The organism is Actinophytocola sp., from assembly GCF_049647105.1.
GTDB lineage: Bacteria > Actinomycetota > Actinomycetes > Mycobacteriales > Pseudonocardiaceae > Actinophytocola.
Genome location: NZ_JBARWZ010000328.1, coordinates 33447 through 58813, shown reverse-complemented (window position 1 = coordinate 58813; position 25367 = coordinate 33447). Strand labels below are relative to the sequence as shown.

Annotated in this window: 26 protein-coding genes; 11 read left to right on the top strand and 15 right to left on the bottom strand. The window is 70.2% G+C overall.

The features are described from left to right. Window positions 1-25: 25 nt before the first annotated feature. Both WBA97_RS40360 and WBA97_RS40355 read right to left on the bottom strand, forming a co-directional pair. The gene (locus WBA97_RS40360) at window positions 26-811 is read right to left on the bottom strand and encodes a metallophosphoesterase family protein (RefSeq protein WP_424236579.1); all 786 of its coding nucleotides are present in this window, start codon (window positions 809-811) and stop codon (window positions 26-28) included. Window positions 812-821: 10 nt separating this feature from the next. Then, the gene (locus WBA97_RS40355; protein ID WP_424236577.1) at window positions 822-1193 is read right to left on the bottom strand and encodes a polyketide cyclase / dehydrase and lipid transport; all 372 of its coding nucleotides are present in this window, start codon (window positions 1191-1193) and stop codon (window positions 822-824) included. Window positions 1194-1254: 61 nt separating this feature from the next. Between WBA97_RS40355 and WBA97_RS40350 the strand changes: the two genes are divergently transcribed. From WBA97_RS40350 to WBA97_RS40335, 4 genes are all read left to right on the top strand, one after another. Then, window positions 1255-2397 (top strand): AMP-binding protein, encoded by a 1143-nt coding sequence (locus WBA97_RS40350; protein WP_424236575.1) that lies wholly within the window; start codon window positions 1255-1257, stop codon window positions 2395-2397. A gap of 62 nt (window positions 2398-2459) precedes the next feature. Beyond that, the gene (locus WBA97_RS40345) at window positions 2460-3515 is read left to right on the top strand and encodes a CHAP domain-containing protein (RefSeq protein WP_424236573.1); all 1056 of its coding nucleotides are present in this window, start codon (window positions 2460-2462) and stop codon (window positions 3513-3515) included. Then, complete coding sequence (locus tag WBA97_RS40340) at window positions 3512-3808, top strand: YbaB/EbfC family DNA-binding protein (RefSeq protein ID WP_424236571.1); 297 nt, start codon at window positions 3512-3514, stop codon at window positions 3806-3808. Before WBA97_RS40345 ends, WBA97_RS40340 begins: the two co-directional genes overlap by 4 nt. Continuing rightward, window positions 3805-4221, top strand: a complete 417-nt coding sequence (locus WBA97_RS40335) for a hypothetical protein (protein ID WP_424236569.1) — start codon at window positions 3805-3807, stop codon at window positions 4219-4221. The genes WBA97_RS40340 and WBA97_RS40335 overlap by 4 nt, the downstream gene beginning before the upstream one ends. Window positions 4222-4227: 6 nt before the next feature. Here the strand turns inward: WBA97_RS40335 and WBA97_RS40330 are convergent, their stop codons facing one another. The 4 genes from WBA97_RS40330 to WBA97_RS40315 form a co-directional block, all read right to left on the bottom strand. Then, window positions 4228-5361: a glycosyltransferase family 4 protein gene (locus WBA97_RS40330; protein WP_424236567.1), complete on the bottom strand. Its 1134-nt coding sequence runs from the start codon at window positions 5359-5361 to the stop codon at window positions 4228-4230. A 9-nt stretch (window positions 5362-5370) separates the two neighbouring features. Then, window positions 5371-6726 (bottom strand): hypothetical protein, encoded by a 1356-nt coding sequence (locus tag WBA97_RS40325; protein WP_424236565.1) that lies wholly within the window; start codon window positions 6724-6726, stop codon window positions 5371-5373. Between the two features lie 77 nt (window positions 6727-6803). Further along, window positions 6804-7877 carry a C40 family peptidase gene (locus WBA97_RS40320; RefSeq protein WP_424236563.1) on the bottom strand — a complete coding sequence of 358 codons (1074 nt, stop codon included), beginning with the start codon at window positions 7875-7877 and terminating at the stop codon, window positions 6804-6806. A gap of 411 nt (window positions 7878-8288) precedes the next feature. Then, window positions 8289-8504, bottom strand: a complete 216-nt coding sequence (locus WBA97_RS40315; RefSeq protein ID WP_424236561.1) for a hypothetical protein — start codon at window positions 8502-8504, stop codon at window positions 8289-8291. Between the two features lie 190 nt (window positions 8505-8694). Between WBA97_RS40315 and WBA97_RS40310 the strand changes: the two genes are divergently transcribed. Then, complete coding sequence (locus WBA97_RS40310) at window positions 8695-10353, top strand: D-alanyl-D-alanine carboxypeptidase family protein (RefSeq protein ID WP_424236559.1); 1659 nt, start codon at window positions 8695-8697, stop codon at window positions 10351-10353. On the opposite strand, the gene WBA97_RS40305 is transcribed toward WBA97_RS40310, so the two are convergent. Both WBA97_RS40305 and WBA97_RS40300 read right to left on the bottom strand, forming a co-directional pair. After that, a complete protein-coding gene (locus WBA97_RS40305; RefSeq protein ID WP_424236557.1) occupies window positions 10350-10904 on the bottom strand; it encodes an isochorismatase family protein in 555 nt (184 codons plus the stop codon). The genes WBA97_RS40310 and WBA97_RS40305 overlap by 4 nt on opposite strands. Before the next feature lie 30 nt (window positions 10905-10934). After that, a complete protein-coding gene (locus WBA97_RS40300) occupies window positions 10935-12293 on the bottom strand; it encodes an NYN domain-containing protein (protein ID WP_424236555.1) in 1359 nt (452 codons plus the stop codon). Between the two features lie 72 nt (window positions 12294-12365). Here WBA97_RS40300 and WBA97_RS40295 point away from each other — a divergent pair, with 72 nt between their 5' ends. Genes WBA97_RS40295 through iolB form a run of 4 tightly spaced genes read left to right on the top strand, consistent with a single transcriptional unit; the run spans window position 12366 to window position 16716 of the window. After that, on the top strand, window positions 12366-14078 hold the full coding sequence (locus tag WBA97_RS40295) for a DEDD exonuclease domain-containing protein (RefSeq protein WP_424236553.1): 1713 nt from the start codon (window positions 12366-12368) through the stop codon (window positions 14076-14078). After that, window positions 14071-15015 carry a 5-dehydro-2-deoxygluconokinase gene (gene iolC / locus WBA97_RS40290; RefSeq protein ID WP_424236551.1) on the top strand — a complete coding sequence of 315 codons (945 nt, stop codon included), beginning with the start codon at window positions 14071-14073 and terminating at the stop codon, window positions 15013-15015. Before WBA97_RS40295 ends, iolC begins: the two co-directional genes overlap by 8 nt. After that, entirely contained in the window at window positions 15005-15919 is a 915-nt protein-coding gene (locus WBA97_RS40285) for a Cgl0159 family (beta/alpha)8-fold protein (RefSeq protein ID WP_424236549.1), read from the top strand. Before iolC ends, WBA97_RS40285 begins: the two co-directional genes overlap by 11 nt. Window positions 15920-15924: 5 nt before the next feature. After that, window positions 15925-16716 carry a 5-deoxy-glucuronate isomerase gene (gene iolB / locus WBA97_RS40280; RefSeq protein WP_424236547.1) on the top strand — a complete coding sequence of 264 codons (792 nt, stop codon included), beginning with the start codon at window positions 15925-15927 and terminating at the stop codon, window positions 16714-16716. Between the two features lie 241 nt (window positions 16717-16957). Here the strand turns inward: iolB and WBA97_RS40275 are convergent, their stop codons facing one another. From WBA97_RS40275 to WBA97_RS40255, 5 genes are all read right to left on the bottom strand, one after another. After that, complete coding sequence (locus WBA97_RS40275; protein ID WP_424236545.1) at window positions 16958-17806, bottom strand: tat pathway signal sequence; 849 nt, start codon at window positions 17804-17806, stop codon at window positions 16958-16960. A 17-nt stretch (window positions 17807-17823) separates the two neighbouring features. Beyond that, on the bottom strand, window positions 17824-19509 hold the full coding sequence (locus WBA97_RS40270) for a cytochrome b (RefSeq protein ID WP_424236543.1): 1686 nt from the start codon (window positions 19507-19509) through the stop codon (window positions 17824-17826). Window positions 19510-19582: 73 nt separating this feature from the next. Further along, window positions 19583-20713 (bottom strand): ubiquinol-cytochrome c reductase iron-sulfur subunit, encoded by a 1131-nt coding sequence (locus WBA97_RS40265; protein WP_424236541.1) that lies wholly within the window; start codon window positions 20711-20713, stop codon window positions 19583-19585. Then, complete coding sequence (locus WBA97_RS40260) at window positions 20710-21516, bottom strand: c-type cytochrome (RefSeq protein WP_424236539.1); 807 nt, start codon at window positions 21514-21516, stop codon at window positions 20710-20712. Before WBA97_RS40260 ends, WBA97_RS40265 begins: the two co-directional genes overlap by 4 nt. 58 nt (window positions 21517-21574) lie before the next feature. Next, window positions 21575-22120 (bottom strand): cytochrome c oxidase subunit 3, encoded by a 546-nt coding sequence (locus tag WBA97_RS40255; RefSeq protein ID WP_424236611.1) that lies wholly within the window; start codon window positions 22118-22120, stop codon window positions 21575-21577. A gap of 224 nt (window positions 22121-22344) precedes the next feature. Here WBA97_RS40255 and WBA97_RS40250 point away from each other — a divergent pair, with 224 nt between their 5' ends. Next, a complete protein-coding gene (locus WBA97_RS40250) occupies window positions 22345-22752 on the top strand; it encodes a hypothetical protein (RefSeq protein WP_424236537.1) in 408 nt (135 codons plus the stop codon). A gap of 6 nt (window positions 22753-22758) precedes the next feature. After that, a complete protein-coding gene (gene trpD, locus WBA97_RS40245; RefSeq protein WP_424236535.1) occupies window positions 22759-23793 on the top strand; it encodes an anthranilate phosphoribosyltransferase in 1035 nt (344 codons plus the stop codon). Window positions 23794-23856: 63 nt separating this feature from the next. On the opposite strand, the gene WBA97_RS40240 is transcribed toward trpD, so the two are convergent. Continuing rightward, window positions 23857-24258, bottom strand: coding sequence for a cytochrome c oxidase subunit 4 (locus tag WBA97_RS40240; protein WP_424236533.1), 402 nt, complete (start codon window positions 24256-24258; stop codon window positions 23857-23859). A 20-nt stretch (window positions 24259-24278) separates the two neighbouring features. Continuing rightward, the gene (locus WBA97_RS40235; RefSeq protein WP_424236531.1) at window positions 24279-25253 is read right to left on the bottom strand and encodes a cytochrome c oxidase subunit II; all 975 of its coding nucleotides are present in this window, start codon (window positions 25251-25253) and stop codon (window positions 24279-24281) included. Window positions 25254-25367: the final 114 nt, after the last annotated feature.

The window sequence follows — 25367 nt, the reverse complement described above, 5'->3', positions numbered from 1 at the left end:
CGGGGAGGCTACCCGAGCGTAGGCCTCACCAGCGCAGCACGTAGGGCCGCTGGGTGCGCTGGAAGTGCCCGACGTTCGCGCACTCCGTGTAGGCGACGCGCATGCGGGGTGTGAGCGGCTGGTGCACATGGCCGTACACGGCCCACCTCGGCTGCTGCTTCATGATCAGGTCCAGCAGCGAAGGGGAGCCCAGCTCGGACCGCCGCGCCACCACGTCGTAGGTCAGTTCCGGCACGTCCGGCGGGATGTGCGTGCACATCACATCCACGTCGGACAGGCGCGCGACCCCGTCCGCGAAGTCCTCCTCGGTGCGCAGGTACGGCCGGAAGACCCCTGGCCTGCGGGCGGTGATCCCGGGCGGGAGCAGCGCGCCGCCGACGAACCCGAACCGCAGCCCGCCGATCTCGGCCACCTCGCCGTCGAGAATGTGCACGTTGTCACCGGCGAACTCGGGCCACAGGCCGGGCGTGTCGACGTTGCCCGGCGTGGCGTAGGTCGGCGCGGTCATCGCGGCGAACAGACGGGTGTACTGGGCACGCACCGCGTCGCCGACGACCTCCTGCGGGTCACCGAGCCCGGCCCACAGCGCCCGGCTGAACGCGGGCAGCTCGGCAGGCCGCTCCCGCCGCAGCCGCGCGAACTCGGCGACCTTCTCGGCGCCGAACACCGAGCCGAGGATGCCGCCGCCGTGGTCGTGGTAGTCGACGAAGTCGATCAGGTCGCCGAGCACGATGAGCGCGTCCGCGCCGTCGCCGGCACGCGCGAGTGCCTCGGCGTTGCCGTGCACGTCCGAAACCACGTGAACCCGCATGGGTAGGAGACTATGCGGGCGGTACGCCGGGACGTCTGCCGTCCTCCAGCACGAACTTGAGGTCCAGCGCGACCGCCTTCGCCGCGCGCTGGCGGCGGGCGATCTCCTTCAGCGCACGGCCGGGCACGCTCGGCGGGAAGTCGGCGCGCAGGAAGTAGTGCAGGACCGTGCCGTCCAGCACGGGCTCCAGCCACACCTCCATCGTGCCGACCAGCGCACCACGCACCGTCCACCGCAGACCCTGCGCGCCGCGGTCGGCGTACACCTCGAGGTCGAGGTCGGGCCAGAACCGGCGCCAGGCACGCGGATCGGCGAACGCGGCCGCCACGGTGTCCGGCGGCACGGCGAGGAAGGTCTCGTCGATCACGTCAACAGCGGGCACGTGTGCAGCATGTCACGGCCTGCGGACAGGCTTCTCGACCCGGCACGCTAGTTTGCCTGGTGTGACCGACAGCGCGACCGGCACGGGGACCGGAACCGAGAGCCTGACCGACATGGTCTGGGCGAACGCGGACCGGTTCGGCGCCACCATCGGCTTCCGCCGCCGCGACGCGGGCTCGTGGGCGGACGTGACCACCCGCGAGTTCGCCACGCAGGTGCTCGAGCTGGCGAAGGGCATGATCGCCGCCGGGCTGCGTCCTGGCGACCGGGTCGCGATCTTCTCCGCGACCAGGTACGAGTGGTCGTTGTTCGACTTCGCGTGCTGGTCGGTGGGCTGCCCGACGGTGCCGATCGACCCGACCGCCACGCACTCCGAGGTCGAGTGGATCCTGTCGGACTCCGGCGCCTGCGCGGTGGTCGTGGAGACCGCTGAGCACCGCGAGACGGTCCGGCACGTGGTCGACCGGCTGCCCGAGATCGCCTGGGTGTGGCAGCTCGACGTCGGAGTGCACGATGGCGACGATGAGGTGCCCTCCGCGGTCGACGAGCTGACCGCGCTCGGCACGCCGATCTTCGACGACCGCGCGCACGAGCGCAGGCTGGCCGTGCGGGCCGACGACATCGCGACGCTCGTGTACCCGCCCGGTGACCACCCGAAGCGGGTCGAGCTGACGCACGGTGAGCTGCTGGCGGAGGTGCGCGCGACGATCGCGACCCACCCGGCGCTGCTGCGGGCGGGTAACTCGCTGCTGGTGCTCGCGCCGCTCGCGGACCTGCCGACCAGGCTGATCACGCTGGCCTGCGTGTACACGCGCACCACGCTCGGCCACGCCCCCGACTCCGAGGACCTGTTCACCGACCTCGGCGTGTTCCGCCCCCGGGTGATCGTCGCCGACGCGGAGTTGTTCGGCCGCTTCCACGAGACGGCCCGCGCGAAGGCCTACGCCGAGGGCAACATGTTCGTGTTCGACACCGCCGAGTCGGTGGCCATCTCCTACGGCGCGCGGGGCGGGTCCGTTTCGCTCGCGCTGCGGCTCCAGCACGCGGTGGCGGGCAGGGTCGTGTACCCGAAGCTGCGTGCCGCGTTCGGCGGCCGCTGCTTCGCGGCGCTGACCTCCGGCGACCCCCTCGACAAGCAGCGGGTGAGCTTCTTCCTCGGCATCGGCATCGACGTCCGCGCGCTGGGAACAGCACTGCCCGAGTAGCGCGTGTGCCTGTCCGTGCACCGGCACTTCCACCGGTGCACGGCACGCCGGATCGTGGGCACATGGACTCGCAGGTGATCGCGCGGAAGGTGGCGGGGCAGCTCGTCGCGCACCGCAACAAGCTGGCAGGCAAGGCGGAGGACGCGCACCGGGCGCAGGCGGCGCTCGAGGCGACCGCGCGTGCGGTCGAGCGCCATCACGCGGACCACAAGTCGACCGCGGCGACCGCCACCAGCCATTGGGAGGGCAAGGCCGCGGCGGGCTTCGACCGCAAGTCCCGCACGATGTCCAAGGCCCTCGACGTGACGGCGGCGTCGTCGGCGAAGGGCGCGTCGATCGTCGCGGCCACGGCGTCGTCGCTGGACACCAACCACCGCGCGGTCGCGCACCTCGTCGACGAGTACACGACCAGGGCCGCCGCGATCCTCGACAGTGCGCGGGCCGTGCAGGGCGCGGGGCAGCGGGCGGCGCTGCTGCGTGCGGTCGGCCAGGTCGTGGACCTGGTGCGGACGTACACGAACGAGTCGGTCAAGCACCTGCGTGCCGTCCAGGGCGAGATGAAGGACGCGGCGGAGGACCTGCGCAAGCTGGAGCGCCGCGTCGAGCACGACGGCTTCGCGGACCCGGGGAACCGGAAGAAGAAGCACCCGGCGGGCAACGGCGGCAAGGGTGATGGCAAGAGCGGCGGCAAGGGCGGCGGCGCGGTCGGCAAGAGGGTGGTCGACCGCGCCCGCAGCCAGCTCGGCTACCACGAGGGTGCGGGCAACAGGAACAAGTACGGCCCGACCGGCCCGTGGTGCGCCAACTACGCCACGTGGGTCTGGCAGAAATCAGGGGTTGACATCGGGATCCTTCCGTTCACCGGCGACGTCTACGAGTGGGGCCAGGATCGCGGCCTCGCGTACGGCAAGAACAGCCTCGACCATGCGAGGCCGGGTGATGTGCTGCTGTTCGGCACCGGGCCGCAGAGCCCGCAGACGAGCACGCACATCGGGATCGTCGAGAAAGTGGACGGCAACCAGGTCACCCTGATCGAGGGCAACTCATCCGACCAGGTGCGGCGCGTGACGCACACCTTGTCCAGCTCGACCTTCTACGGAGGGGTGCACCCCAAGTGAGTGAGATCAAGGGCGCGGCGACGCTGCGCGGTGTGACGGCGGAGGTCCTCCCCGGTGGCGCGCTGGCGGGCCTCACGCTGTCGCAACAGGCCGTGGACCAGGGGGCCACGGCGCTGGCCTGCACGGTCGTCGAGGCGATCACGCTGGCGACCGCACAGGCGAACCAGCGCACGAAGCACGCGCTGCGTGCGGCCCTGACCGGCGTGGACGTGTCGGCGCTGGGCCTCACACAGTCCGCGTCGCTCACCGAGCAGGCCGAGTCGACGGTCCCGGACACCTGGCGGGCGCAGTGAACTACGACGCCTACAGCGTGGACGAGCTGATCGAGCTGAGCAGCGAAGCGGCACCCGAGATCTTCGACCGCCTGAGCGCGATCACGGCGACCGCGACAGGCGACGGCATCACGGCCACCGTGAACCTGGAAGGCCGCCTGGTCGCGCTCGCGCTCGAACCCCACGCGCTGGCGGCCGGCCCCGGCCCGCTCGCGGCGGAGATCTTCCGCCTCGTCCAGGAGGCGTCCGCTGCGGCGCTGAACACGGGCATCGAGATCCTGGCACCCGTGGCGGGCGACGACCTGGCCGCCGAGCTGCGTGCGCTGGTGCTGCCGGAGCCGGTGAAGCCGGAGCCCGTCAGGCCGGCGCCCGTGCGACCGAGGCCCGCGGTCGAAGACGACTTCTCGACCGTGGAGACGTGGGCCGTGCGGTGAGGTAGCTCAGAACGCGGAGCCGTCGAGCAGGCGGGTCAGCCGGCGGGCGATGTCCTCCCAGCGCCAGTGGCGGGACACCCACCGGCGGCCCGCTTCGCCCATCTCCGTCGCCAACGTCGGATCGGCGAGCAGGTCGCCGATCTTCTTCGCGATGTCCGGCAGGTCGCGACCGTCGACCACGTTGCCGGTCACCCCGTCCAGCACCGTCTCCGGCGCGCCGCCCGAGTCGCCTGCCACCACCGGCAGCCCGGACGCGGACGCCTCCAGGTACACGATGCCGAGGCCCTCGACGTCCAGGCCGCGCCCGTGCGTGCGGCACGGCATCGCGAACACGTCACCCGCCACGTAGTGCGCGGGCAGCTCCTCCCACGGCACCCGCCCGGTGACGATCACGTGCTCCGCCACGTCCAGCTGGGTGGCGAGCGCCCGCAGCCGGTCCTCGTACGGGCCGCCGCCGACCAACAGCAGCGCCGCCTCCGGCACCCGGCGCCGGATCGCGGGCAGCGCGCGGATCAGCATGTCCTGCCCCTTGCGCGGCCACAGCCGGGACACGCATACCGCCGTCGGCCGGTCGCCGAGTCCGTAGCGGGTGCGGATCTCCTTGCGCGCGGCGAAGTCCGGGCGGAACTGCTCGGTGTCCACGCCGGATGGCAGGTGCTCGAGCGCCGCCATCCGTCCGAACGCCGCCGCGAACCGGGACCGCGTGTACTTGCTGACGAACGTCACGACATCGGTCGTCGACCCGATCCTGCGCAGTGCCTGACGGGCGCCTGGCAGCATCGACCAGCCCACCTCGTGGCCGTGGGTGCTCGCGATCACCCGCTCCGCACCCGCCTTCCGCAGCGTCGGCGCGAGCAGTGCCAGGGGGGCGGCCGCGCCGAACCACACGGTGTCGCAGTCCTCGGCCCGCAGGATCTCCCTGGCCCGCTTCGCCACGTCCGGCACCGGCAGCATGAGACTCGACGAATGCCGCACGACCGGGAACGGCTGCGCCGCGTCGAACTCGCGGGCGCCTTCCCACGCCGGGGCGTAGACGACGAGGTCGTCCTCCGGCAGCCGCGTCGCGAGGGCGTGCAGATAGGACTGGATACCGCCATTGCGCGGCGGGAAGTCGTTGGTCACCACCAGGGTCCGGGACACCCCGGAACCCTACTGGAGCGCCTTCCTGAGATATGACCGCCAGCCATGCACCAGCTCCGCGCGGGTCACGCCGAGCACGTCGCGCAGCATCCGGTCGGTCTCCGTGGCCGACACCGCGCCCGCGGCCGCCAGCTCGCGGTACATCTCGATCAGCGATTTCTCGCCGTAGGCGTCGGCGACGTAGCGGGCCAGTGACCAGCTCTGCTGGTAGGCCAGGTCGAGGTCGGAGCCACTCGAGCGGAACGCCCTGTCCTCGGGCAACGCGGCGGGCGGATCGTCATCGCGGACCTGTTTGGCCAGGTCAGGAGCGCCTTCGGCGAGCGTGACACCGCTGTCGCGGTAGCCGACGTAGTCCGCGAAACCCTCCAGCAGCCAGGTCGGCGAGCCGTCGACGGTGTCCGCGCGGGCCGCGAGGTGGGTGATCTCGTGGCGCAGCACGACCCGCAGCGACGCGATCGACAGGCTGCGCACCCCGGTCGGGCTCAGCACCACCCGCTGACCCGCGACCGAGCGGGTCTTGTTGTCCACCCGGTCCGCGACCGCGACGGCGACCACCGACTCGACCGGGAAGTCCGGTCCGACCAGCGCACGCATCTCCCCCGCCGAGTCCGGCAGAATCATCACGACCCGCCGCGACCACCGCGTCGGCCACAGCTCGCTGACCGCACGCACGGACGGGTCCAGCTCGCGGATCAGCCGGTCCACCATCGGCTGGCTGCCGGGGTGGCTCAGCACGATGCCGTACTCGGTGGCGGTGACCACGCACGGCCCGAAGTCCCACGGGCCGCGCCACGTGCGCCTGCCCTGGCTGTCGAGGGCGGTGTCGGACCGCAGGTACCAGTCGCCGCCGTGCCGGGCGAACAGGTAGCCCATGGCCCGTTCCGTCGGGATGACGTCGCCGCCACGCAGGGCGTACCGCAGGTCCACCTTGGGCGCCCACAGCTCGTCGGACGGCGAGGAGGTGAACCGGTCCGGCAGGCCGGTGACGTCGAACACCTCGTCGGGGTGCAGCCGGTAGCTCCACTCGTCGAACGGCACACCGGCAACGTTCTGGAACAGCCTGCGCTGGGTGCTGACGAACGCGTCGTCCGCGCGCGGGTCGAGCGTGGCGAGGAACGCCTGCTCGTCGCGGTCCACCAGGGCCTTCGCACGGCGGTTCAGCAGGCCGGTGACGGCGTCGGTGCGACTGTCGTCCGCGTGGTCGACCGGTGGCGCGGGGCTGACCGCCCCCATCGGCCTGCCAGGCCCGCCCGACGTGCCTGCCCGCTGCTCGGTGCCGGGGAACGCCACGAGCACGAGACCCGCGAGCACGGCGACGGCCACCGCCGCGCCGAGCCACGTCCGCACTCTCGCCCTGCGCTGCACAGGAAGCATGTTAGGTGCACAGACACCTCGGGACCGACGCGAACGCGCCGGTCCCGAGGTATTCGATCGTGATGACGTCAGCCCGCGATCCGCCTGGCGCCCAGGTAGTCCTTGCCGCCGCCGTAGGGGGCGTCGTCGACCTTGACCGGGGTACCGGAGGTGGAGGCGTGCACCAGCAGGCCGTCGCCGATGTACATGGCGACGTGGTGGATCGAGCCCGCGCTGCTGCCGTAGAACAGCAGGTCACCGGCCACCCACTGGCCCTGAGGCACCGACTTGCCGTACCCGTACTGCGCACGGCTGGAGTGCGGAAGGCTGATGCCGACCTGCCCGTACGCCCACAGGGTCAGACCCGAGCAGTCGTAACGGTCCGGGCCCTCGGCACCCCACAGGTACATGTCGCCGCGCTGGGTCATGGCCTGCCTGGCGGCTTCGCCACCCACACCGGGCCCGCCCAGGTAGACGCTGTTGTCGCTCTCTCCCATCAGCGCGTCCTTGTCGGCGCCCGACAAGTCGGCGTACAGGTCCTCGACCTGCTCGATCTGCGCGTTCAGATCGTCGCGGGTCTTGGTGACCTTGTCGGTCAGCGCCTTCGCGGCGGCAGAGGCGTCCGCCGCACGCTTCTGGGCGTCGGCGGCCTTGTTCCGCCCGTCCTCGGCCATGTTGACCGCAGAGGTGAGCTTCGAAAGCGCCTCTTCGTTGTCCGACGCGAGGACACCGAGCGCGGACGCGCGCTCGAGGAAGTCGTCCGCCGAGGAACCGGTGAGCAGAGCCGACAGCTTGTTGAACCGGGCGCCCTGGAAGGACGCGCTGGTCAGGTTGTCGACCTGGCCACGGAATGCCTCCTCGTCGGCGGCGGCCTGGTCCTGCGCGGCCTTGGCCGCGGCGAGGTCCTGGGTGGCCTGGGCCAACGCGGCGTTCTTCTTGTCCAGGTCGGTCTTCGCGGCCAGCAGGTCCTCGTTCACCTGCTCGACCTGCGACGTCAGCTTCTCGTACTGGGCGAGAGCTTCCGACTCACTGTTCGGGGGCGGGGGCTGCTGATAAGCGAGGGGAAGCGCGAGAGCTGGTCCGGGAACAGAAGTGAGCAGCGCCGCTGCGGCGGTGACACTCAACCCGGCACGGATTGCGCGCTTGGTTCTTTGCGACGCCACGTCGCGCGTGTCTCCCTTACATCCGAACCGCCGACCGGGTGACGCTGGTGACAAGGAACTGCCGCAACAGCGACGGTCCATCGTCGATGCCCCACCCACCGTGGGGGAATCCGGTCCAGCCTCTCGACAAGGCTGATTTCGGCGGCGATCCCGCGTAGCGGCCTCGGGGTGTGCCACTGTCGGCCGCGAGATCTCGGACAGGTTACGAAACGTGAGTCGATGCGTCTACCTGGGCCGCCGAAAAAAGTGGGTCAGACCGCCACGAACACCAACGGAGCAGTCCCAACTTCACTGTGTGATGACGACAACACCACTGTTCACCGGCTTGCGGTAACTCGGCCAAGCCGCTCAGCGACGTCTGCCGACCGCTCATCGACCGGCATGTTCGGTCTCACGTGTGGCACATTTTGGTCACGCGGATCGATCGACGGGTTCCAGGCGCAGCCTCGGGACGATGCCGGCGCGACCGAGCGTATCTATCGCCCGTTGCTCCAGCGCATCGATTTCCACATTCGGCGGCACACCGAGCAACACACTGACGACACAGTCCCCGCAGGCCAGCCCGCGAACCACGCAGCTGTCGCAGTCGATGATCATGCCGAGCTCCGATCGCTTGTCGTTCGTCATACCGGCGACGCTATGCGACACCACCGACAATTTCGGAGTTCGCCCAGGTCGGAGTCGGCTTCCACACTTCATCGACGGCCGCGTGCCACCCACAGAAAGCGGGGAAATACGGTGAACCGGAAACTCCGCATCCCCGTCTACCCAAGGCGCGTTGTACGCGATGAGGGTTCTGTCGACCGGAAGGCACCGCGTGCGTTTGGCAGTGGGACTGGTGCTGGCCGCCGCGCTGCTCACCGCGCCGCCCGCCGAGCCAGGCCCGCCAGGCGACCCGGCGGCGGACCCCCGGCCCGGTGAGGCGTTCGCCGCCCCCGAGGTGGCACGTCTGCAGCGGACCGCGTCCGACGTGCAACGCGAACTGGCGGGCCTCGCGGATCAGATCCACGTCGCGGAGCGGGAGCTGCGGACCGCGAACGACGCCGCCGACGCGGCACGGGCCGAACGCGCGGCCGCCGACCAGGTCGTGGCGGCACAGCAGGCCGAGGTCGACACATACTCTGCGACCGTCTTCGAGACCCTCGCGCAGCCGGCCGAGCTGCGCGCACTGCTGTCCGCGGACGACCCATCGGAGTTCCTCGACGGCACCGGCCTGCTCGACCGCCTGCGCACCGACCAGGACGTACGCCTCGCGGGCGCGGTGCGCAGGCAGACCGTCGCCTCGGCCGCCGAGGACGCCGCCGAGGCGGCGGAGGGCGCGGCCGGGCGCCGCAAGGCCGACCTGGACCGGCGCGACGCGGACGCGAGTGACCGGGCCGCCGCGGTGTCCTCGGAGCTGCGCGGGGTCGTGACCGACACGAACGCGGCGGTCGTCGCGCAGCAGAAGGCCCAGCGGCAACGCAACCGGACCACGGCCGACAACTGGCGTGCGTACCTCGGCAGACTCGCGGCGGCAGGCATCACGCCACCGCCAGCCGCGCGCCTACGTGATCCTGGTCACTACCCCGCCGGCCTGACCCCGTTGTCGGAACCCGGCGTCGCGGAGCGGACGCTGCCGTCCGGTGATCGGCTACTCGTGCTGCCCGCCGAAACGATCGCGGCCGTCACCCACGCCGTCGACGTGCTGGGCAAGCCATACGTGCCGGACGGCGCGGGCCCCACGGCCTACTCGTGCGACGGCCTGGTCCGCGCCGCCTACGGAGCCGCGGTGCCCGCCGGGGTCGCCGACCAGTACGCGGTGCTCGCACCCGTCACCACGCCGCACCCCGGCGACCTCGTGTTCGTCGGGCCGAAGCGGTACGGCGTGCAGGGCGTTGGCATCGTGCTGGACGAGCGCACCATGCTGGCCGCGGACGCCCGCCTCGCCGGCGTCGTGGTCACCGATCTGCCTGCCGACACGCTCGGCTTCGCCCGCCCCGCGCTCGCGCAGGTCGCGCCGCGGCCCGTCCCAGAGGCGACCGACGGCGGCCTCCCGTGGCGCTGTGGCGGCGTGTCCGTGCCGTCGGGCGTGTGGGGCGGCTATCCCAACGGGTTCATCCCCCCGACCGCCCTGTGCCCTCTCGGCGTCGGCGCGCACCTGCTGCGCTGCGACGCCGCGGCCGCGTTCGACGCGCTGAACCAGGCGTACGCCACCACGTTCGGCACGCCGATGTGCGTGACCGACTCCTACCGCACCTTCGACGCGCAGGTCCGGCTGTACGCGCGGAAACCGGCGCTCGCGGCCGTGCCGAGCACCAGCAACCACGGCTGGGGTCTTGCACTGGACCTGTGCGGCGGCGCGCAGTCGTTCGGCTCGGCGCAGTACGCGTGGCTCCGCGCCACCGCGCCGTCGTTCGGCTGGGTCAACCCGGAATGGGCGTGGCCCGGCCGCGGCCGGGAGGAGCCGTGGCACTGGGAGTTCGGGACCTGGACCTAGGAAGCGAAGTCGACCTCCTCCGCGGTGACCGTCCCGGTTTCCCGCCCAGGTGCCTCCTGGTGGGTCCAGTACAGGTTCGTGTGCGAGATGACCTGGGCGGGCAGCGGCGCACCCCACTTCGTCAGGTCCTCCGTCGTGTGCGCGTCGCTGACCAGGATCGTGTCGTAGCCCCTGGTCAGCGCGCCGTGCAGCGTCGAGCGGATGCACGCGTCCGTCTGCGCGCCGGTGACGACGAGCCTGCCCACCTTCAGGTCCGCGAGCACGGACTCGAGCTTCGTGTCCTCGAACGCGTCCCCGTAGGCCTTCGCCACCAGCGGCTCCGTGTCGCCGGGGACCAGCTCCGGGACGTACTTCCAGCCGTCGCTGCCCTGCGGCATCTCGTCGCTGGAGTGCTGAACCCAGACCACGGGGACCTTCTCCTGCCGCGCCTTCTCCACCAGGCCCGCGATGGTCGCGACCACCGTGTCGCGCTCGTGCACCCGCGCGACCACGTTGTTCTGCACGTCGATGACGATCAACGCGGTGCCCGGCCGGTTCTCCAGTGTTGTCATGCCGCGAACCTAGACCCGGGCACCGACAGTTCAGCTCCGTCCGAGACGGGCCAGCAGAACAGCTGACGGAACGGGGTGCGCGCCACGCCGCCGCACCGAGTCGGCGACCGCGCGGTCGGAGGTCACCACGACCACCGGGCGCCCCTCCGGCTCGGCCGTGACCAGCGCCCGGATCACGTCGTCGGCCAGCACGCCGGGGTCGGAGAACAGGACCCGCACCCCCCGGGGCGCGGTCGTCGGCACCGCGACCACGCCGGCACCGTCGAACACGAGCGTCACCTCGGCCGACGTCCGCGCGGCGAGCGCGGCGAGCTGGCGGATCAGGCGTTCCCGCTGGTCGGAGAGCGACAGTTCGGGGTAGCCGGTCTTGGTGACGTTGTAGCCGTCGACCACCAGGTGCACGGACGGCAGCGCCAGCAGTCGCTCCAGCGCGGCCGGGTCCTCGACACGGCCGACCGACCCGTGCGCCTCCGTCGCGCCCCGCACCAGGTCGGCGGGGCGCGGCCCGGAGCCACCCAGTGCCAGCTCCCGGCGCAGGCCCGTGACCGCGCCGTCGAGCGTGTCGACGAGCAAGGCGAGCCGGACCTCGTCCGCCTGTCTGGCCTCACGCGCGGACTGCCTGGCGATCTCGGCGTCCGCCTCGGCCCGCTCCGCGTGGGCCCGTCCGGCCTCCGCCCGTTCCCGTTCGCGGTCGCGCTGCTCGGTGAGCGCCGCGACCTGCGCCCGCGCCTCGGCGCGGATCCGCTCGATCTCGCCTGCCGCGTTCTCGGCCTCGTCCTTGGCGTTGCGCACCCGCACGCCCTGTTCACGCAGGCGTTTGCGGAGCCGTTCCAGCTCGGCCTCGCCCTCCGCGCGGACCCGGTCCACGGCACCCTGCACGGCGTCGAGCTCGGCACGCACCTTCGCCAGCTCGGTCTCGGCCTTCTCGGCGCGGACGACCGCGGCGTCCCGCTGGGAGCGCAGGCTCGCGTCGGACGCGCGGCGCGACACCAGTTCCAGGTAGTGGGGCGCGTTGTCCGCGCTCAGCAGCACCGCGGCGGCGGCGACGGCGGCCGGGTCGTCACCGGCCATGTCGAGCACGGCGGGCCGGTGCTCCCGGCACCACTCGACGACCGCGGTGCGGAACGCGACCGAGTCCCGCAGGCTCGCGACGATCGCGCCGGCACCCAGCCTGGCCCGCTTGGCCGGGGTGAACTTGGCGACCGCGCGCAGCTGTTGTGGCACATCGACCTTGGGCAGCGCGCCGAGCGCGTCGGCGCCCAGCTCCGCGACCCTGGAACGCACGGCGTCCGGTAACGCACCCCAGTCCACAGTGGACTCACTGTCCGGTTCGCCGGACGGTGAGTCCACCGGTTCGACCGGATCTACCGGCTGGATCGACGGCGCCATCCCAATAGGTTAGTCCGCTGGTCGTGAGGCCACCGACCGGCTTTTGTCGGTGCTCTGTTCTAACTTGCCGGCATGACGAAACCGGGGGTCGGCGGCCAGCTCGCGTTCGACGAGCTGGGCACGCCACTGCGGGCCACCACCTTCGTCGTGTTCGACCTCGAGACCACCGGGGTCAGCGACGAGGACACCATCACCGAGTTCGGCGCGGTGAAGGTCCGCGGCGGCGAGATACTCGGCGAGTTCGCCACGCTGGTCGACCCCGGCCGTGGCATCCCGCCCGAGGTGGTCTCGCTGACCGGCATCACCAACGCGATGGTGTACACGGCGCCGCGCCTCGACGCGGTGCTGCCTGCGTTCATGGAGTTCATCAACGGCGCGGTGCTGGTGGCGCACAACGCCGGGTTCGACACCAACTTCGTGCGCAAGGCCTGCGAGCGGCACGGCTACCGCTGGCCGAAGCCGGCCGTCGTGTGCACGGTGCAGCTCGCCAGGCGGGTGCTGACCAGAGAGGAGGCCCCGAGCTGCCGGCTGTCCGCGCTGGCGGAGCTCTTAGGCGCGTCGACCAAGCCCAACCACCGCGCGCTCGCGGACGCCCGCGCCACCGTCGACGTCTTCCACTCGTTGCTGGAACGGGTCGGGTCGATCGGTGTGCAGACACTGGAGGAGCTGCACGACTACATCCCGGACGTGACGCCGGAACAGCGGCGCAAGCGGTCCATGGCGGCGCACCTGCCGTCCACGCCGGGGGTCTACCTGTTCCGAGGGCCGGGCGAGGAGGTCCTGTACGTCGGCACGGCGAGCGACCTGCGCAGGCGGGTGCGGCAGTACTTCACGGCCAGCGAGACCCGCCGCAGGCTGCGGGAGATGGTGGCGCTCGCGGTGCGGGTGGACCACGTCGAGTGCGCGCACTCGCTCGAGGCGCAGGTCCGGGAACTGCGCCTGCTGTCGGCACACAAGCCCGCCTACAACCGGCGGTCGAAGAACCCGAAGCAGGCGTGGTGGCTGACCCTCACCGACGAGGCGTTCCCGCGTCTGTCGCTGGTGCGGACACCACGCGGCGGCGCGCTCGGCCCGTTCCGGTCGCGGGGGCTGGCCGAGGACGCGATGGTGGCGCTGCAGGACGCGACCGGCCTCCGGCCGTGCACGGTGCGGATCCCGGCACAGCGGGCCTCCGCGGCCCCCTGTGTGCTGGCGGAGCTGCGCCGCTGCCAGGCACCGTGCGCGGGCAGGCAGACCGTCGAGGAGTACGCGCCGTCCACGTGGTCGTTCGTGTCGCTGGTGGCGGGCAGGCTGCTGGACCCGCTGCGCGTGCTGGAACAGCGGCTACGGACGCATTCGGCGGCCGAGCGGTTCGAGCAGGCGGGGGTCGACCGGGACCGGCTGAGCGTGCTGGTCCGCGCACTGGACCGGGGGCAACGGCTGGCCGCGCTCGCCGAGGTGCCGGAGCTGATCGCGGCCAGGCCGGACGGCGACCGCGGCTGGGAGTTCGCGATCGTGCGGCACGGCAGGCTGGCGTCGGCGGGGGTGGCGCGGCGCGGGGTGCCGCCGATGCCGGTGGTGGACGCGCTGGCGGCGTCGGCCGAAACCGTGCTGCCCGGCGAGGGGCCGTTGCGTGGCGCACCAGCGGAAGAGGTGGCGTTGGTGCTGCGATGGCTGGATCGGCCGGGCACCAGGATGGTTCGATGCTCACAGCCGTGGACCGAGCCCGCACTGGCGGCCGCGAGCTGGCGCGGCTGGCTGACCAGGGCCGAGGCGGCACGCAGCATGGAGGTGGCGAGTGGGTGACCCGTTCGACGTGATCGCGATGGGCCGGCTCGGGGTGGACATCTACCCGCAGCAGACCGGGGTCGGGCTCGCCGACGTCGAGACCTTCGCCAAGTACCTCGGCGGCACCGCGGCCAACGTGGCGGTCGCCGTCGCGCGGTACGGGCACCGAACCGCGCTGGTCAGCAGGACGGGCGCGGACCCGTTCGGCGAGTACCTGCACCGCGCGCTGCGCGACTTCGGCGTCGACGACCGCTATGTCACCGACGTGCCGGACCTGGCAACCCCGGTCACGTTCTGCGAGATCTTCCCGCCGGACGACTTCCCCATCTACTTCTACCGCTTGCCGAAGGCACCCGATCTGGTGATCCATGAGCACGAACTGGACCTGGACGTGGTCCGTGCGGCGAAGATCCTGTGGGTGACGGTGACCGGGCTGTGCGAGGAGCCGAGCCGCTCCGCGACGCTGGCCGCACTGCGTGCCCGCGACCCGGCGGCGATCACCGTGCTGGACCTGGACTACCGCCCGGTGTTCTGGACCTCCCGCGAGTCGGCGCGCGGGTGGGTGCGCCAGGCGCTCGAACACGTGACGGTGACGGTCGGCAACCTCGACGAGTGCGACACCGCGGTCGCCACCCGCGACCCGGTGGAGGCCGCGAACGCCTTACGGGACAAGGGAGTCCGGCTCGCGGTGGTGAAGCAGGGGCCGAAGGGCGTGCTTGCGGTGGACGACACGGGCGCCGTCGAGGTGCCGCCGCACCCGGTCGAGGTCGTGAACGGCCTCGGCGCGGGTGACGCGTTCGGCGGCGCCCTGTGCCATGGCCTGCTGTCCGGCTGGGACACCGAGCGCACGATGCGGTTCGCGAACGCGGCGGGCGCCATCGTGGCGTCCCGGCTGTCCTGTTCGGCGGCGATGCCCACGATCGACGAGGTGGAGGCGGTCCTGGATGCCGGCTGAGTGGCCGACGACCGAAGCGCTGGAGTCCGCGCTGCGTGAGATCACGGAGACGCGGGCCCGCCACCCGGAGCACGTCGGGGAGCTGGCGCAGGCCCGCACCCGCCGCGAGTCCGTGCTGGGCGAGACGGGAAAAGCGCTGGTCATCGCGGCGGACCACCCGGCACGCGGCTCGTTGCGGGCAGGCGCCGACCCTCTCGCGATGGCCGACAGGGCGGACCTGCTGATGCGCCTGTGCGTGGCATTGGCACGGCCTGGCGTCACCGGCGTGCTGGGCACCGCGGACATCCTGGAAGACCTGCTGTTGCTGGGCGTACTGCACGACAGAAGCGTGTTCGGGTCGATGAACAGAGGCGGCCTCGCGGGCGCGGACTTCGAGATCGACGACCGGTTCACCGGCTATGACGCGCGCTCACTCGTCCGCTCACGGTTCGACGGCGGCAAGATGCTGCTCCGCATCGACTACTCCGACGACCGCAGCGCCCCGACACTGGCGGCCTGCGCGGACGCGGTGAGTGCGCTGGCGGACGAGCATCTGATCGCCATGGTCGAACCGTTCATCTCCACGAGGGTGGACGGCAAGGTACGCAACGACCTGTCGGTGAACGCGGCGACCACGGCGATGGCGGTGGCGTCGGGCCTGGGCACGACGTCCGCGTACACGTGGCTGAAGGTGCCGGTGATCGGCGACGGGGGTGATGACATGGCAGAGGTGCTGTCGGCGACGACCCTGCCGACCCTGCTGCTGGGCGGCGAGGTGGCCGCCGACCAGGACGCGACGTACGAACGCTGGTCACGCGCGCTGCGGCCACCGCCGGTGCGGGGACTGGTCGTGGGCAGGTCGCTGCTGTACCCACCGGACGGCGACGTGGTGCGTGCCGTGGACACCGCGGCGGGGCTGTTGTGACGGGCGTGGAGGTGACCCCGGCGTCGGCGGGCTGGACGTACAGCGGGCTGAAGGTCGTCACGGTCACGGAGCCACTGGAGCTGACCACGGGCGAGTCGGAGACGCTGGTGCTGCCACTCTCGGGCGGCTGCACGGTGACCGTCGGGGACGAGCGGTACGAGCTGACGGGCCGCGAGTCGGTCTTCACGGCGAAAACGGACTTCGTGTACCTACCCCGCGACTGCACCGCGGTGGTCACGGCCCAGAAACCCGCGAAGATCGCCTTCCCGTCCGCCGTCTGCGAGAAACGCCTGCCGGTGAGGTACGTACCGGCGGCGAACACCCCGGTGGAGCTACGCGGCGCGGGCAGTTGCAGCAGGCAGGTCAACAACTTCTGCACCCCGGAAGCCTTCGAGGCGAACAAACTGATCGCGTGCGAGGTCCTCACCCCAGGCGGCAACTGGTCGTCGTACCCCCCGCACAAACACGACGAGGCACGTGCGGGCGAGTGCGAACTGGAGGAGATCTACTACTTCGAGGTCGCGGACGGCGGCATGGCATACCAGCGCGTGTACGGCACCCCAACCCGCCCGATCGACATCCTGGAAGAGGTCCGCACCGACGACGTGGTGCTCATCCCCCACGGCTGGCACGGCCCGTCGATGGCCACCCCGGGCTACGACCTCTACTACCTGAACGTCATGGCAGGCCCAGGCACCGAACGAACGTGGCTGATCAGCGACGACCCCGCACACGGCTGGATCCGCGAAACGTGGAAGCAGCAAGAACAGGACCCGAGGCTGCCCTTCTACCGCTGACAGCCACAACCACCCCGTCCCAACGCACAAACGCACCCTCAGCGCAACGGGGCAAGCAACGAAATGAAGGCGCCCTTCAGCGCGCTGAGCCTGGATCCACCGGTTGCGTTTTGCCTCGCCGGTTTGCCAAACCTGCAAAAACACCCAGGCACGGCCGCGGCCCCCCGAAATCCAGCGTAGACGGCAGCACCGACAAAACCGGTCGGCAAACCAGCGTGAATGGACCACTCACTCCGAAAGCCTAAAACCGCCCAGCGAACAAGAGCTTCGCCACGTGCGTGACCGTTTCCCTGCCTGCGTCGTATCCGCCTTCACCTCGAAGGTTGTTCATCTCCGCCAGGGTGTACCGCTCCCCGGGACCGACGACCCCGACCGAGTTCATGACCCAGCCACCGTCCTCGTCGGACCACCCGTTCTTGTTCCCCGGCGCGGCAGCGGCCCCGGCGCCCCACACCCCCCACTGCTGGTTCTGCGCCACTTCCCGCATCTCACCGAGAATGTAGGAACGGTCGGCCTCGGGGAGATCGGTCAGCACATAGTGGATCAGCCGGTCCAGATCCTCCGGGGTGCACTTCTGGAACCCCCAGTACGGGAAGACGTCCGTGTAGCCCTTCTGTGGCACCAGCGACGTCATCCCGTACGCGGAGAAGCGTTCGTTGAACGTCGTGTGGTCGTCGCCCGAGTAGCGGTGCCACAGCGTGTCCGCCGCGTGGTCGTTCGATGAGTGCAGCATCGACCTGATCAGCCCTCGGTCGTCGTCGGTGAGGGTGATCTCGCCTGCGTGGTCGCGGGTGAACAGGTCGACGACCATCGCCAGCTTGATCGTGGACGCGGTCCACGTCGGGTCGCCTGCGTGGTCGTTGCGCCACACGGCGCCGGTCTGCTGGTCGTGGAGCACGATGCCGGTCGTGCCGGGGCGACTCGTCAGGTAGTCCTGCACCGCCGCGATCCTGCGCTGGAAGTCGCAGTCGAACCCCGCGTCGGGAAGGGGGCAGTCCTCGCTCGGCGGAGGCGATGCCGGCGGGGGCGGTGTGCCGCCGCACCCGGCAACGGCGATGGCGGCCGCCGCGATGAGTGCGGCGGCCGCCATCGGCCGGGTGACTAACCTCAAATCTTCTTGGAGGGGTCGTCCTGGGTCTTCGCGACCTCGGTGCCCGTCTCCGTCTCACCGGAACCGGACTCCAATTCGGCGCCGTGGCCGTGCTGGGCCGCGCGTGCCTTGGCCAGCGCCGCCGTTTCCTCCGGCGGGTCCGGCCGCAGCAACGACCCGGCGACCGGCTCACCGGCCGAGCCGAGCTTGTTCATCTTCTTCGGCACCGACGTGCCCTGGTACTCGAGCGGGATCGGGTGGCCGTGCTCGTCCACGCCGGCGAGCGGCTGGTGGACCTCGATGAACTCGCCGTGCGGCAGCCGCTTGATGATGCCGGTCTCGACACCGTGCTCCAGCACCATCCGGTCGGACCGCTGCAGGCCGAGGCACAGGCGGTACGTGATGGCGTACGCCAGCGGCGGCAGCAGCAGCAACCCGATGCGGCCCATCCACGTCGTCGCGTTCAGCGAGATGTCGAACTTCTCGGCGAGCACGTCGTTCGCGGCGGACAGCAGCGACACCATGAAGAAGGTGATCGCCATGACACCGAGGCTGGTGCGGACGGGCACGTCACGCGGCCGCTGCAGCAGGTTGTGGTGCGCGAGGTCCTTGGTGAACTTCTTCTCGATCCACGGATAGACCAGCGCCACCCCGCCCAGCAGAGGCAGGCCCATCATGAACGGGAAGAACGCCGCCGGGATCGTGTAGTTCCCGATGTAGACCTCCCACGCAGGCCACAGCCGGACGAGGCCATCGGTCCAGCCCATGTACCAGTCGGGCACGGTGCCCGCCGAGACCTGCGCGGGGGAGAACGGTCCGAAGTTCCACACCGGGTTGATCTGGAACAGACCGCCGAGCAGCGCGGTGATGCCGATGACGACGGCCGTGAAGCCGCCGGCCTTGAGCGCGAACGTCGGCATGATGCGGACGCCGACGACGTTGGTCTCCTTGCGCCGCACACCGGGGAACTGCGTGTGCTTCTGGTACCAGACCAGGCCGACGTGCACACCGATCAGCGCGAGCAGGATGCCCGGGACCAGCAGGATGTGCAGCGTGTAGAGCCTGGGGATGATCTCCGTGCCGGGGAACTCGCTGCCGAACAGCAGCCAGTTCGCCCAGGTGCCGATCACCGGGATCGACATCGTCAGACCCGAGGTGATGCGCAGGCCCGCGCCGGAGAGCAGGTCGTCCGGCAGCGAGTAGCCCGCGAGGCCCTCGAAGCAGCCGAGCAGGAAGATCAGGACGCCGATGACCCAGTTGACCTCACGCGGCCTGCGGAACGCGCCGGTGAAGAACGTGCGGAACATGTGGATCGTCAGCGACAGCATGAACAGCAGCGCCGACCAGTGGTGCACCTGGCGCACGAACAGGCCGCCGCGCACGTCGAACGTGATGTACAGCGTCGACTCGTACGCCCTGGACATCTCGAGGCCACGCAGGTTCGCGAACGAGCCCTGGTAGGTGACCTCGGCCATCGACGGGTCGAAGAACAGCGCAAGGTACGTGCCGGAGAGCAGCAGCACGATGAAGCTGTACAGCGCGATCTCGCCGAGCAGGAACGACCAGTGGGTCGGGAAGACCTTGTTCAGCTGCTTACGCATGCCGCGCGACAGGTGGTACCGGTCGTCGGCCCACTTGGCCGCACCACCGGCCGCGCGCATGACCACGTTGTCGGGCTTCGTCGGCGAAGTAATTCCGCTCATGACTCCCCCTCGCAGGCTCCGGGGAGCCGCTCGCGGTCGCCCTGTGTCAGATGATTCGCTCCGCAAGCTCTGCTCATGACTTCCGCTCCCAGTATGCGGGTCCGATCGGCTCGATGAAGTCACCGGTCGAGATGAAGTAGCCGGTCTCCTCGTCCAGCGCGATCGGCAGCTGCGCCAGCTTCCTGGTGGCCGGGCCGAACACCGGCTTGGCGTACTGCAGCGCGTCGAACTGGGACTGGTGGCACGGGCAGAGGATGCGGTTGCTGCGCTGCTCGAACAGGGAGGTGGGGCAGCCGACGTGGCTGCAGATCTTCGTGTAGGCGTAGTAGTCGCCGTAGTTGAAGTCCTCCTGGCCCTCGTGCTTGATCACCCGGGCCGCGTCGGCGGGCCGCAGGCGGATCAGCATCACGGGGCTGTCACCGCGCTTGAGGAGCTTGACCCACTCCTCGTGGGTGTCGCCCTCGCGGTACGGGAACACCGTCTCCATGGCGCCAGCGTCCATGTCCTCCGGCCGTACCAGGGACACCTCGTCGTTGTTGCCCGTGACGCGGCGCAGGAAGACCTTTTCGCCCTTTTCGGTGTGCTGCCACGGGGTGTGCAGCAGGCCGTCCTTGTTGTCGGACTGCGCGTGCGGGTTGCGCAGGAGGCTGCCCAGCGGCAGCGCGGTGAGCGCGAGCCCCAGCACGCCGCCACCGAACCCCAGCGACCGCTTGATCATCGGACGGCGGGCGATGGTGCTGCGGTTGCCCGCGTCGGCCAGGTTGGCGAGGATGGTCGCCTTGTCCAGCTCGGCGGAGCCACCGTCGTGCCGGTCCTGGACCGCGATCTCGTGCGGGACGAACTTCCGCGTGTAGTTCAGCACGCCGATGCCGATGCCGAGGATCGCGAGACCCAGGGTGACGCCGATGACCGGCGTGTACAGCGAGTACATGACGTACCCGTCGTCATCGGGGGCCACGTACCTCGCGGGCCACCAGATGAAGGTGACGACGAACGCGAGCCCGGCCAGACCCGCGAGCACGAACCAGAACGCGACCATGCGCTCGGCCCGCTTCTCCGCGCGGGTGCCCTTGACCGGCCACGGGTCCGGGTACTCCACCAGCTCGACGCCGTCGAGCTTGCTCCCGAGCTTGACCAGCTCGTCCCGGGACATCTGCGCGAGCTCCTCCTCGCTCGGCAGGTCCTCAGGCTTGTCCGTGCTCATGCTTTAGCCCCGATCCACAACGTGATGCCAAGGAGGGCGACGATCCCCACGACGAACGCGATGAACCCCTCCGACTGCGGGCCGAGACCGCCGATCGGGCTACCACCGGGGTTGTTGTTGCCGTCCGTCACCGACTTGACGTAAGCGATGATGTCCTTCTTCTCCTCCGGCGACAGCTGGCGCTCGGAGAAACGAGGCATGTTCTGCGGGCCGGACAGCATGGCCGCGTACATCTCCTCCGACGTGACGCCGTCCAGGGCCGGTGCCTCCTTGCCGGACGACAGCGCACCGCCACGGCCGGTGAAGTTGTGGCAGGACGCGCAGTTGAACCGGAACAGCTCGCCGCCTCGGGCGGGATCCTCCCCGACCAGCGCGTCGCCCCGTCCCTCCGGCATCTCCACGCCGCCGCCGTTGGCCTGGACGTAGGCCGCGACCGCGTCGACCTCCTGCGGCGTGAGCACGCGGGGCTTGTCGGGGATCTGCGCGCCCTGGGAGGCGGCAGGCATGCGGCCCGTCGAGGTCTGGAAGTACACGCTGGCCTCGCCGATGCCGATGAGGCTCGGGCCGCGGTCCTTCACACCTTCGAGGTTCGAGCCGTGGCAGCTGATGCACGTGTTGCTGTAGACCTTCGCGCCCTCGCGCACGATGACCGGGTCCTGCTGTGCCTGCGCGGTCTGCGGCTCCGGGACCAGCACGCTGTACAGCGCGCCGACGCCCATCAGCGCGATCCCCAGCGCCAGCAGCCCCGCGACGCGGCGCCGGAGCTTGGTGCGTGCCCTGCGTTTCTTGGGCTGTGTCGTCATTGTGCGGCTACCTCTACTGAAGTCAGTTCGGACCCGGCGAGTCGGCGGCTCGGTCGCATCACGGAATGAAGTAGATGACGGTGAACAGGCCGATCCAGACGATGTCCACGAAGTGCCAGTAGTACGACACGACGATGGCCGACGTGGCCTGTGCCGGTGTGAACTTGCTCATCTTGGTGCGCATGAGCAGGTACACGAACGCGATGAGACCGCCGGTCACGTGCAGGCCGTGGAACCCAGTGGTCAGGTAGAACACCGTGCCGTAGGCCGAGGAGGGGATGGTGAGGCCCTCCTCGATGAGCGTGCGGTACTCGTTCGCCTGGCCGAGCACGAAGATCGCACCCATGACCAGCGTGACCGTGTACCACCGCCGCAACCCGAACACGTCGCCCCGCTCCGCCGCGAACACACCCATCTGACAGGTGAGGGACGAGGCGACCAGCACGATCGTGACAACGAGCGCGTAGGGCACGTTGAGGTGGTAGGGCGGAGGAGGCCAATGACCGGTGTCGTTCTGGGCCTTCACCGTGAAGAACATGGCGAAGAGGCCGGCGAAGAACATCAGCTCGCTGGCCAGCCACACGATGGTGCCGACGCTGACCATGTTCGGCCGGTTCAGCGAGTGCACACGCTGGCTGATTGAGGGCGCTGCTGTCGTCACGCGGGCATTATTGCCTGTGCTTGCGCCGGTCAGCTGATCGGGGTTGCGGCGCGCCGGGGGTATCGGGAGATCATCGGGGCTCGGTCGGGCACCTGTGGGCGGTGCAGGGGTGCCGGATAGCATCGAGGTGTCCGGACCTGCCCTATTTCGATCGCCGGAGGCACCCCATGAGCTCCCCGCTGAAGATCCTCGTGTTCAGCCACCGGCCGGAGGTCCGGGAGAGGATTGTCACAGCCGTCGGGCGCCGTCCCGCCGCTGATGTCGGCCGGGTGACCTACCACGAGTCCGCGACCATCGCCGACGTGCTGATGGAGATGGACGCCGGCGACGTCGACCTGGCCATTCTCGACGGCGAGGCGCAGCCGACCGGCGGCATCGGGCTGTGCAGGCAGCTCAAGAGCGAGATCGACGACTGTCCCCCGATCGTGATCGCGATCCGCCGCCGGGACGATCGATGGCTCGCCACCTGGTCGCAGGCCGACGCGGTGATCGTGCACCCGCTCGACCCGCTGACCGCCGCCGAGACGGTCGCAGACGTGCTGCGGAACAAGCAGCTACCCGTCGTACAGGGGTGATTCCGGATGTCACAGACCTGGCCCGGCCTGCTGGGCCGGTTAGTCGCGCGTGAGGACCTGACCGCCGACGACACGTCGTGGGCGATGGAAGAGATCATGACCGGCCGGGCGACCGGCGGCCAGATCGGCGCGTTCGCCACCGCGTTGCGCTCCAAGGGTGAGACAGCCGATGAGGTGGCAGGCCTCGCGGCGGTGATGTTGTCGCACGCACGCCGGGTGCAGCTGGACGTGGCCGCCGCGGACGTCGTCGGCACCGGTGGCGACCAGTCCGGCAGTGTGAACATCTCCACCATGAGCGCGGTGGTGACGGCGGCCGCCGGGGTGCCGATCGTGAAGCACGGAAACCGTGCGCAGTCGTCACGCTGCGGAGCGGCCGACGTGCTGGAGTCACTCGGCGTGGTGATCGAACTCTCACCGGAGGCCGTCGCCACCTGCGTGCGTGAGCTGGGCATCGGCTTCTGCTACGCCCCCGCGTTCCACCCGGCGCTGCGCCACGCGGGCCCGACCCGCAAGGAGCTCGGTATCCCGACGGTGTTCAACATCCTCGGCCCGCTGACGAACCCGGCACAGCCGACGTCGGCACTGGTCGGCTGCGCACACGAGCGGCTCGCACCGGTCGTGGCGCAGGTACTCGCCTCCCGGGGCTTCTCGGTGCTGGTGGTCCGCGGCAACGACGGTCTGGACGAGATCACCACCACCACGACGACCAGGGCATGGGTGGCGTCGGGCGGCACGGTCCGCCACGAGACGATCGACCCAGCCGAGCTGGGCGTGACCCCCGCCGCACCGAACGCACTGGCGGGCGGCGACGCCTCCGACAACGCAAAGGTCCTGCAGGCCCTGCTGGCCGGCGACGCGGGTGCGGTGCGAGACACCGTGCTGATCAACGCGGCGGGCACGATCGCGGCGTTCAGGGGGCTCTCAGCCGACCTGACGGCCGACCTGCGGGCGGGCCTGGACATCGCCGCCGAAGCCATCGACTCCGGCAAGGCCGCGAAGCTCCTGGACCGCTGGATCACCCGCAGCAAGGAACTTGCCTGACCCAGCACCCAACGCAAAGGCGCGTCCCGGAACCCCGGAACGCGCCTTGCGTACGTCTACAGCTCAGTCAGTGGCGTTGGGCCGAGTGTGGTACTCGAAGATCAGCCCGCCCACGGCGGCCAGCACCAGCACGAGTGCGACCACCAACAGCCATACCTGCCAGAACGCGATCGAGATGGCCGCAAGACCGCCGGACGCGGCGATGCCCACCGGCCAGTAGCTACCGGCCGAGAAGAATCCCACCTCACCAGCGCCATCGCTGATCTCGGCGTCCGGGTTGTCCTCCGGGCGTCGCTCGACGCGCCGGGCGACGAAGTGGAAGTACGAGCCGATGATCAGCGAGAGGCCGCCGGTCAGGATGAGGCCAACACTGCCGACCGGCTCCTTGGCCCACAGGCCGTACACGACGGCGGCGATGAAGAAGAACGCCGTCGTCACGTCGAAGAGCCTGGCTTCGACCTTCATGAGTCAGTCCTCTCCAGACGTCAGTTCGACGAGGTCCGCGCGGTGCGGTCGCTGTTGAACGGGGACGTGGTCACTGCGGTCGGGCTGCACAGCTCACCGCACGACGGGTCTTCCTCGCCCATGCGGGCCAGGGCCTCGGCCGCCGTGTACGGCTTGCCGGTGTCCTCGTTCGTGGTGACGCGCAGTTGCATGTAGTCGTCGAAACGCTTCGGGCTCAGGGCGCGAACTTCGAAGTTCATGCCCGAGTGGTAGGTGCCGCACAACTCGGCGCACCGGCCAACGAACGAGCCTTCGCGGTCGATCGAGTTCTGGAACGTGTGGTCCTGGTTGTTCTTCTCCGGGGAGGGGAAGACGTCCCGCTTGAAGTGGAACTCCGGCACGAAGAACGAGTGGATGACGTCGCCGGTGCGGGAGCGCAGGTCATAGTGGATGGTCGTCTCCGATGGGAGCACCAGCAGCGGGATCTCGGTGGTGCTGCCGGTGGTGGTGACCAGCTCACCGTCGGAGGTGCGCGGCACCATCGTGCGGCCTTCGGCGGTCTTGTACCCGTTGTAGGTGAACTGCCAGTTCCACTGGAAGGCCATGACGCCGACGTTCACGCCGACCTCGTCCTCTGGTTCCTCGGCGAGCACGAAGTTCTGCGTGGTCACCGTGAAGTAGAACAGCACCACCACGATGATCGACGGGACGCCGGTGTAGATGAACTCGAGGAAGTGGTTGTACTGGAACTGTTTCGGGAGCTTGTCGCCCTTCTTGCGGTGCGCGACGACCGGCCACAGGATCAGCGCCCACATGACGACGCCGACGATCAGCGACGCGATGACCGTCCAGGTCCAGAAGTCCACCATGCGCTCGGACTGTGGGGTGACCCCCTCGGGCCAGCCGAAGCGCAGTACCTCGCCGCCGGAGCAGCCCGTCGCGGTGACGGCGACCAGCCCGACGAGTCCACCGATGGTGGTCAGTCGCGATGCCCGCGAACGCCCCGTTCCGCCCACTGCGCGATCCCTCCTAGGAAGACCGGTGATCACAGCGTTGGAGCGTAGCCCAGAGGCGCAGGCCACACCGCTGAGGGGCCGCACTGGCGGAAGCGGCCATACTTGCCCCTTACA

Coding starts and splice junctions, on each gene's coding strand:
- WBA97_RS40360 (WP_424236579.1), bottom strand. CDS start 811: ATGCGGGTTCACGTGGTTTCGGACGTGCACGGCAACGCCGAGGCACTC.
- WBA97_RS40345 (WP_424236573.1), top strand. CDS start 2,460: ATGGACTCGCAGGTGATCGCGCGGAAGGTGGCGGGGCAGCTCGTCGCG.
- WBA97_RS40315 (WP_424236561.1), bottom strand. CDS start 8,504: ATGACGAACGACAAGCGATCGGAGCTCGGCATGATCATCGACTGCGAC.
- WBA97_RS40305 (WP_424236557.1), bottom strand. CDS start 10,904: ATGACAACACTGGAGAACCGGCCGGGCACCGCGTTGATCGTCATCGAC.
- WBA97_RS40300 (WP_424236555.1), bottom strand. CDS start 12,293: ATGGCGCCGTCGATCCAGCCGGTAGATCCGGTCGAACCGGTGGACTCA.
- WBA97_RS40295 (WP_424236553.1), top strand. CDS start 12,366: ATGACGAAACCGGGGGTCGGCGGCCAGCTCGCGTTCGACGAGCTGGGC.
- WBA97_RS40285 (WP_424236549.1), top strand. CDS start 15,005: ATGCCGGCTGAGTGGCCGACGACCGAAGCGCTGGAGTCCGCGCTGCGT.
- WBA97_RS40275 (WP_424236545.1), bottom strand. CDS start 17,806: ATGGCGGCCGCCGCACTCATCGCGGCGGCCGCCATCGCCGTTGCCGGG.
- WBA97_RS40270 (WP_424236543.1), bottom strand. CDS start 19,509: ATGAGCGGAATTACTTCGCCGACGAAGCCCGACAACGTGGTCATGCGC.
- WBA97_RS40265 (WP_424236541.1), bottom strand. CDS start 20,713: ATGAGCACGGACAAGCCTGAGGACCTGCCGAGCGAGGAGGAGCTCGCG.
- WBA97_RS40260 (WP_424236539.1), bottom strand. CDS start 21,516: ATGACGACACAGCCCAAGAAACGCAGGGCACGCACCAAGCTCCGGCGC.
- WBA97_RS40255 (WP_424236611.1), bottom strand. CDS start 22,120: ATGGTCAGCGTCGGCACCATCGTGTGGCTGGCCAGCGAGCTGATGTTC.
- WBA97_RS40250 (WP_424236537.1), top strand. CDS start 22,345: ATGAGCTCCCCGCTGAAGATCCTCGTGTTCAGCCACCGGCCGGAGGTC.
- trpD (WP_424236535.1), top strand. CDS start 22,759: ATGTCACAGACCTGGCCCGGCCTGCTGGGCCGGTTAGTCGCGCGTGAG.
- WBA97_RS40240 (WP_424236533.1), bottom strand. CDS start 24,258: ATGAAGGTCGAAGCCAGGCTCTTCGACGTGACGACGGCGTTCTTCTTC.